Raw genomic sequence first — 7,149 nt, 5'->3', positions numbered from 1 at the left:
ATGCCGATCGCCAGCCCGCCGGACATCCGCCACACGACGAAAGCCTGGAAACTCGACGCCATGCCGGTGCCGATCGACGAGACGGCAAAGGCGGCCGCCGAGAGGATCAGCGCGTTGCGTCGGCCGATCGCCTCGCTGAGCATCCCCGAGGCGATCGCGCCGACCAGGCACCCCACCAGTGCGCAGCTCATCGCCCAGGCCTGCTGGGAGGGCTCGACCACCCCGAAATGCGCCTCATAGAAGGGCTTCGCCCCGCCTATGACGACCCAATCATAACCAAACAAAAGTCCGCCCAGAGCGGACACGCCTGCAACGAACCAGAGATAGGTCGTTTTTGACGCTGGCGAACTGGCCCTTGAAAGCACCCCTTCCGCATCCGCCACTCCGGGACCTGCCATGCAACCTCTCACCGTTATTACGGCATCCTGTATTATAGGTTGGCGGATGGCAAGCTCTATGTGTCGATAGTCATTCTACGATCAGCGTCGTGGCGAATGTGGGATGCCCTCTTTTCAATCCGTAGCGCGAAGCCACGATTAGGCGGCTGCAAGTTGACTGGCGGCGTTGGCTTTATTTCCTGGCGCGCCCAAATTTCCGCTACCGGATCGTTGGTGCAGCGGATCGCGCGTGACAAGTCTGCGGCGATGGCCGTCAATCGGCCGGCATTCCAGAAAACATCCCATGCCCACCTTGCGATTTTGCTATCGTGCCGCAAACGAGGGGCGCCGATGTACCGACTTTCAGACTCGCTGCCGTATCGGCTGAACCGATTGGGGACTCGGCTGGGATTGCTATTCATCCAGCGCATCGCTGATTTCGGCCTTACCCTGCCGATGTACCAGGCCATGGTGTCGCTCGCGGAGCGCCCCGACCAGCGGCTCAACGATCTGGCCGCGACGACGTCGATGTCGCTCCCGACGGCGTCGCGCATGATCGGCACGCTGGTCGAGCGCAATCTGGTTTCGCGCGAGCGCGACCCGGACCATGAACGCGCGGTCCGGATCAATCTGACGGCCGAGGGCCAGCAGATCGCCCAGAACCTGCTGCAACGCGCCGAGCATTATGCGGAAGTCGCCTCATCCCTGCTCGACCCGGCGGAAGTCGAGCAACTCAAGACCTGGCTCGACCGGATCTACACATCGCTCGACATACTCGAGGGCGAGCTCCGCACTTCCAAACGAAATATTGCATAGACAACAGTTGTAAATGCAAGTATCAGCGGCGGCAGGAGTGGAGACTCGCATGACTCTCGCCGCCGTACAAAGGCCGATCGCAGACCCGGATCTCGGTTCGCGCTTCAAGGAGGCGCTGAGGGGCGTCGCCTCGACCGTTCATATCATCACGGCCTCCGACGGCGTACGTCGCCATGGTATGACCGCGACCGCCGTCATGTCGGTCACGATGGACCCGCCGGCGCTGGTCATCTGCCTCAACAAGTCGACCTTGCTGCACGATATATTGTGCTGTGCGCGCTCCTTTTGCGTCAATGTCCTCGACGAGACGCAGGAATCGCTGTCGACCGCGTTCAGCGGCGGCGTTCCACCGGCCGAGCGCTTCAGCCGTGGAAGCTGGTGCTTCGATGAAGGCGGCATCGGCTATCTCGAGGACGCCCAGTCGAGCATTTTCTGCGAGAAGGTGGCGGCGATGCCCTATGGCACGCACTCCTTGTTCATCGGCGAGGTGCGCGACGTGCGCTTCGGCGTGAGCCAGACGCCTTTGCTCTATCACAACGCATCCTATTGCACCTCGCTGCCGCGGATGCGGGCCGACTGAAAAGGGAGAGAATTATGGCCACGCACCCCGACAATCTCGTTTCGCTCACGCGGGACATGCAGCGCCCCGATCGCGCGACGATTCTCAGCCGCATTCGCGAAACATTGCCCGGCATCGCCGCAAACGCGCTCGCCACGGAACAGGCACGCCAGGTTCCCGCTGAGAATGTCGAGGCGCTTCGCAAGGCGGGCCTCTACCAGATCCTCCAGCCGCTGGAGTTCGGCGGCTACGAGCAGGACTTCGATGCGCTGGCCGAGGCGATCCAGGAGATCGCGTCCGCCTGCGCCTCGACTGGCTGGGTGTGCGGTCTCTACGCGGCGCACCAATGGCTGCTCGCGCAATTTCCGGTCGAAGCACAGCATGACGTGTGGGACGAGGACGCCGACGGCATGGTGTGCGGCTCCTATGCGCCGACAACCAAGGCGGAGCCGGTCGAGGGCGGCTATCGCATCAGCGGCCGTTGGTCGTTCGCCAGCGGCTGCGATCATGCCAAATGGGCGTTGTGCGCCGCAATGATCCCCGGCGACACGCCGGAAACCCCGCCCAAGCCGGCGTTCATGCTGGTACGGGCCGACGACTATCGGATCGACGACGACTGGTTCACGGTCGGCCTGGCGGGAACGGGCAGCAAAACGCTGGTGCTCGATCAGGTGGTCGTGCCGGCGCACCGCATGCTGTTCTTCCCGGACGTCATGAATGGCCACTCGCCCGGGTCTCGCCATCACGCGCACAATCCCACCTTCGCGGTGCCGATGTTTGTCTATTTCCCGTCCTGCCTCGTCTCGGCGGGGCTCGGCGCCGCCGCAGGCGCGCTCGCCCAATATGTCGAGCAGGTCGGCGCACGGCAGACGCGCGGCGCGGTCACGGGCGGCGCGATCCGCATGGCCGAGTTTCCAACGATCCAGATCCGCGTCGCCGAAGCGGCGGCCTCACTCGATGCCGCCCGCGAGATATTGATGCGCGACTTGCGGCACCGGACCGAAAGCGTGCGCGCCGGCCGGGCGATTACGAAGGAAGAGCGCGTCGAGAGCCGCCGCGGCCAGGCTTTCGCCGTGAAATTGACGGTGCAGGCGGTGGAGGCGCTGAATGCGTCGACCGGAGGACAAGGGCTCGCGCTCGCCAATCCGGTGCAGCGCGCCTGGCGCGATGTGAACGCCACTGCACGGCACATCAGCTTTAATTGGGACGCGGTCGGTTCGATGGCCGGGGCGATGGCACTGGGCCTGGAGCCCAAAGGCATGTTCTAGGCGAAAATCGGTTTCATTCGCGATTGACATACTCGCCCACGCTGACAAGGTGTATCCACTTTTAGGCGAGAATCAGCGGCGTGCTCAGTAGCCAATCCAGATTGTGGATACACAAACCACAAATCGCGCGACATGGCGACGCTTTTGAAGCCGTGCGTGTGACGCCTGCGATGTTCGGGCGGGAGGGAGATCCATTTCTCAACCTCGATCATTTTCGGATGCGCGGGCCGACATTTCCGCCGCACGCGCATGCGGGCTTCTCCGCCGTCACCTATCTGCTGCCGGAGTCGGCCGGGGGCATGCGCAACCGGGACGGTCGCGGCGATCGAAGCTTGATCCATGCCGGCGGACTGCACTGGACCGCCGCCGGATCCGGGCTGGTGCACGAAGAGGTGCCAGAGCCCGATGGCGTCGTGGCCGAAGGACTTCAGATCTTCGTCCGCCAGCCTTCGGAACAGGAGCGGATGGCCCCTGTCATTCACCATTTGGAGCCGGATGAACTGCCGCGCCTCACGATCGGCGAGGGTGCCTGGGTGCGCGTAATCGCCGGCAGCTTTGGCGGAGCCCGCGCGCCGATCGAACCGCCAAGTCCGCTTCAGCTGCTGGACGTCGCGCTTTCCCCCGGAACCGGGATTGAATGGCGCAACCCCTGGCCGGCGGCTGGCGCGACGATTTATCTGTTCAGTGGCGCGATCGACATTGACGGCGAGCAAGCGGCCGCGCCCGCAGCAATTGTCTGCGCGCGCGGCACGCCCGACCTGCACATTGCCGCCACGATCGGCGACGCGCGGTTTGTGCTGCTCGCCGGCGAGCCGCTTGATGTGCCGACAGTCTCGAACGGACCATTCGCATTCTCCTCGGTCGAGGCGCTGGACGACGCGGTGGCGCGCTACCGTCGTGGGGAGATGGGTTCGATCGCGCAGGGGAGCTGAAGAGGAAGTCATGCCAATCATCAATGTTCAGATGCTCTCCGGCCGTACCGCCGAGCAAAAGGAGCAACTGATCCGCGAACTCGCCGAAGGCACGATCCGCGCGCTTGGCGTGCCCGAACAGGCAATCCGCATCCTGCTGACGGAGGTCGAGCCCCAGCATTGGGGGGTCGGCGCGATCAGCAAGGCAGAACAGCAATAACCGGAGAAGCGATGATGGGAATGTACAGGCTGGCGGTCGTGCGAAGCGGCGATCGCGACACAACGGTGGTCGAGCAGGATGGCCGGTTGCTGCCGGTAGCCACGCTCCTGGGTGACACTGCGACGCTGGGCGCGCTCGACGATCTTGCGCCGCTGCTGCAGGATTGGGCTCGCTGGTCCAACGCGCTCGACGCCGCGGTTGCCACGGCCGGCGAGCGCTTCCGCAGCGAAGGGAGCCCTGCCGCCGACGCGCGATTTCGGCCGCCGCTGAAGGCGCCGGGCAAGCTCATCTGTATCGGCGCCAACTATCATGATCATATCGCGGAAATGCCGATTCCGATCGTGCCAACCTACCCTTATTCCTTCCTGAAGCCCGCTTCGAACACGCTGCGCGGATCGGGTGAGGCGGTCGTCGCCCCGGCGGGCGTGGAAATGTTCGACTGGGAAGCGGAACTCGCGGTGATCATCGGCACGACCTGCAAGGACGTCTCCGAGGCAGACGCGCTAAGCGTGATCGCCGGCTATGCCAATTTCAACGACTTCTCCGCGCGCGACTGGATCGCGAGCCGGCCGCCGATCGGGGTCGATTGGGTGCGACACAAGGGCTATGACGGTTTCGCCCCGTTCGGGCCCTATCTGCTGCCCGCGCGCTTCGTCGCGGATCCGCAGGATCTGCCGGTGCGGCTCAGCGTCAACGGCATCGTGAAACAGGATTCATCGACCGCCCAGATGGTTTACGGGGTCGCCCCTATCATCGCGCATCTGACGTCGATCATGACGCTCTCGCCCGGCGATGTGATCGCCACCGGCACGCCGGCCGGCGTCGGCCATGGCCGCAAGCCGCCCGAATATCTGAAGCCGGGTGACGAGGTGCGCATGGAAATCGGCGCGCTCGGTGAGCTGGTTACCCCGATCATCGCCCCTTGACGGCGCTTACTGAACTGCGCGCTCCTCGAACCCCAGCAAGGTTCGGAGGAGGCGCATGAACACGGGACGATCCTCCTCCGCCAGGGGCGCCAATATGTCGCGCTGCACGCCGGCGACGAGCGGAATGAGTTCATTGAGCAGCTCGCGGCCCTGCGCCGTCATCAGCATCGTCCAGGCACGGCTGTCCGACGGGTCGCGCTCGCGCAGCACCCATCCGCGCGCAACCATGCGCTCCAGCATTTCCTTGAGCGTGCTCTTGTCCATGCCGGTTGCGTCGACCAGGTCGCGCTGCGACGCGCCCGGCCGCTGCGCGAGCGATAGCAGGAGCGCGAATTGCTGGCGTGTGACGGTGGGACCGACGCGCTTCGTGAACAGCTCATACGAACGCTGGTGGTTGCGGCGAAGCAGGTGCCCCGGTGCCGACAGCAGGTCGAAATCGACCAGATCCGGCTGGGACTGATCCGCTAGCTGCTGCGTGATGGCATCATCATCCATGAACCGAGAACTCGACCCTGCCAAGCCGCTGCACCTCTAGCCGCACCCGGTTGCCGATGGCCAGCGCCTCAGCAGCGGTCGCGCCACCGGCCATGACGATATCGCCGGCGCGCAGCGGCTCGCCGGCCGCCGCGGCCAACCGCGCGGCCGCGACCAGCGAGCGTATCGGATTGCCGAGGATCGCCGCGCTGGAGCCGATCTGCCGGGCGACGCCGTCTATTTCCATTATCATGCCGAGATTGGACAGATCCTGGGTCGGGCTCGCCCATGGGCCGATCACGAAGCTCGATGAGGAACTGTTGTCCGCCACCACGTCCGTCAGCGAAAATTTGAAATTCTCGTAGCGCGAATCGATGATCTCCAAGGCCGGCGCGACCGCCTCCACCGCCGCGAGCGCCGCCGGCGGCGAGAGGCTGCCGCCGAGCGGCGCCTTCAGCAGGAAAGCGATCTCGGGCTCGACCCGCGGATGAACATAATTGTCGAAGCGGATGATGCCGCCATCCTCGACGAGCATGGCGTCGGTCAGGCGACCCCAGATCATCTCGTCGATACCCATCTGCGCCATCTTGGCGCGGCTCGTGAACCCCATCTTGATGCCGACGCGCTGCTCGCCGCGCGCATAGCGGCGGCCGAGCGACGCGGCCTGCACGCGGTAGGCCTGCTCGATTGTCAGTGGCTCGGCGAGTTGTGCCGTGGCGCGCGCGTAGCGCGCGGCGTCGTCAAGGCGCGCCGCGATTTCCGTCGTCTCAGGCATGTTCGGCCTCCCGCTTCTGCTTCGCCATGTCGAGCGCGACGTCGACGATCATATCCTCCTGGCCGCCCACCATCTTCCGCCGGCCAAGCTCGATCAGGATGGCGCGCGTGTCGAGGCCGTAATCCGCCGCCGCCTTTTCGGCATGCCGCAGGAATGACGAATAGACGCCGGCATAACCCAGGCTGAGCGTCTCGCGATCGACCCGCACCGGACGATCCTGCAGCGGCCGTACCAGATCCTCCGCCGCATCCATCAGCGCGAACAGGTCGCAGCCATGGTTCCAGCCATAGACATCGGCGGCCGCGATGAAGACCTCGAGCGGCGCATTGCCTGCCCCCGCCCCCATTCCGGCGAGGCTGGCATCCACCCGCACCGCCCCGTTCTGGACCGCGACGATCGAATTGGCGACGCTGAGCGAGAGGTTGTGGTGCGCATGCACGCCACGCTGGGTTTCGGGCTTGAGTACCCGGTCATAGGCCTGCAGCCGCGCCGCATAGCCGTCCATGGTAAGCGCGCCGCCGCTGTCGGTCACATAGACGCAATGCGCGCCGTAGCTCTCCATCAGCTTGGCCTGCTGGGCGAGCGGCTCGGGCTCGCTCATGTGGCTCATCATCAGAAAGCCGGACACGTCCATGCCGAGACCGCGCGCATATTCGATATGCTGCCGCGAAACATCGGCCTCGGTGCAGTGGGTCGCGATGCGGACCGAGCGCACGCCCATTTCATAAGCGTGCCTGAGATCATGGACCGTGCCGATGCCCGGCAGTAGCAGGGTCGTGAGGATGCTGTGCTCCAGCACTTCCGCGACCGCGCCGATCCAGTC

General features: G+C 64.9%; 10 protein-coding genes. 6 read left to right on the top strand and 4 right to left on the bottom strand.

The window, feature by feature from the left end:
- A partial coding sequence (locus tag VK533_RS13850) for an MFS transporter (protein ID WP_324378634.1) occupies positions 1-398 on the bottom strand: 398 nt, incomplete at its 3' end.
- Between the two features lie 153 nt (positions 399-551).
- Here VK533_RS13850 and VK533_RS13845 point away from each other — a divergent pair.
- The 6 genes from VK533_RS13845 to VK533_RS13820 all read left to right on the top strand — a co-directional run bounded on the left by VK533_RS13845 (position 552) and on the right by VK533_RS13820 (position 5,077).
- Complete coding sequence (locus VK533_RS13845) at positions 552-1,193, top strand: MarR family winged helix-turn-helix transcriptional regulator (protein WP_324378632.1); 642 nt, start codon at positions 552-554, stop codon at positions 1,191-1,193.
- 49 nt (positions 1,194-1,242) lie between these two features.
- Positions 1,243-1,773: a flavin reductase family protein gene (locus VK533_RS13840; RefSeq protein ID WP_324378630.1), complete on the top strand. Its 531-nt coding sequence runs from the start codon at positions 1,243-1,245 to the stop codon at positions 1,771-1,773.
- Between the two features lie 14 nt (positions 1,774-1,787).
- On the top strand, positions 1,788-3,020 hold the full coding sequence (locus VK533_RS13835; RefSeq protein WP_324378628.1) for an acyl-CoA dehydrogenase family protein: 1,233 nt from the start codon (positions 1,788-1,790) through the stop codon (positions 3,018-3,020).
- Between the two features lie 170 nt (positions 3,021-3,190).
- Positions 3,191-3,952 carry a pirin family protein gene (locus VK533_RS13830; RefSeq protein WP_324378626.1) on the top strand — a complete coding sequence of 254 codons (762 nt, stop codon included), beginning with the start codon at positions 3,191-3,193 and terminating at the stop codon, positions 3,950-3,952.
- A gap of 10 nt (positions 3,953-3,962) precedes the next feature.
- A complete protein-coding gene (locus VK533_RS13825) occupies positions 3,963-4,151 on the top strand; it encodes a 2-hydroxymuconate tautomerase family protein (protein ID WP_324378624.1) in 189 nt (62 codons plus the stop codon).
- 11 nt (positions 4,152-4,162) lie between these two features.
- On the top strand, positions 4,163-5,077 hold the full coding sequence (locus VK533_RS13820; protein WP_324378622.1) for a fumarylacetoacetate hydrolase family protein: 915 nt from the start codon (positions 4,163-4,165) through the stop codon (positions 5,075-5,077).
- A 6-nt stretch (positions 5,078-5,083) separates the two neighbouring features.
- On the opposite strand, the gene VK533_RS13815 is transcribed toward VK533_RS13820, so the two are convergent.
- The 3 genes from VK533_RS13815 to dmpG form a co-directional block, all read right to left on the bottom strand.
- Positions 5,084-5,572, bottom strand: a complete 489-nt coding sequence (locus tag VK533_RS13815; RefSeq protein ID WP_324378620.1) for a MarR family winged helix-turn-helix transcriptional regulator — start codon at positions 5,570-5,572, stop codon at positions 5,084-5,086.
- Positions 5,565-6,326: a 2-keto-4-pentenoate hydratase gene (locus VK533_RS13810; protein ID WP_324378618.1), complete on the bottom strand. Its 762-nt coding sequence runs from the start codon at positions 6,324-6,326 to the stop codon at positions 5,565-5,567. The genes VK533_RS13815 and VK533_RS13810 overlap by 8 nt, the downstream gene beginning before the upstream one ends.
- The coding region (gene dmpG / locus VK533_RS13805; protein WP_324378615.1) for a 4-hydroxy-2-oxovalerate aldolase at positions 6,319-7,149 on the bottom strand (831 nt) is incomplete at its 5' end. The genes VK533_RS13810 and dmpG, both read right to left, overlap by 8 nt.

The sequence above is a fragment of the Sphingomonas sp. genome, assembly GCF_035317925.1.
Lineage (GTDB): Bacteria > Pseudomonadota > Alphaproteobacteria > Sphingomonadales > Sphingomonadaceae > Sphingomonas_I.
This window is presented reverse-complemented; position numbering and strand designations above follow the sequence as displayed.